The 257-nt window shown below is 58.8% G+C and carries 1 protein-coding gene; it reads right to left on the bottom strand.

The genetic code is table 11. From position 1 onward, the window contains the following. A partial coding sequence (locus tag DBR30_RS22370) for an Hsp70 family protein (RefSeq protein WP_146181388.1) occupies positions 1–109 on the bottom strand: 109 nt, incomplete at its 3' end. Between the last annotated feature and the right edge of the window lie 148 nt (positions 110–257).

The following is a 257-nucleotide window of genomic DNA, read 5'->3' as shown; positions in this document are numbered from 1 at the left end:
GGGTGGAGGGGAGATAGCGGGATGCGCCAAGATTCAGCAGCCTGGGGCTACCTTGTTCCATCACGGCCACGGCACAGTTGGAGGTGCCGTAATCAAATCCGATAAACATGGGCGCCAGACTCCTGAATAAAAAAGGGGGGCTAGCCTACCCGAAGGCGCCGGGTCTCACAACCCGGCGCACCGCAATGAAGAACAGGATGAAGGGATTAGCCCTTATTCCACTTCGTTGTCGCAGCTGCCCTGGCTCTCGATGGCGC

It is taken from the genome of Aeromonas sp. HMWF017 (genome assembly GCF_003061465.1).
Classification (GTDB): domain Bacteria; phylum Pseudomonadota; class Gammaproteobacteria; order Enterobacterales; family Aeromonadaceae; genus Aeromonas; species Aeromonas veronii.
The sequence above is the reverse complement of the archived record's forward strand: the minus strand, read 5'-3'. Positions and strand labels throughout refer to the sequence as shown.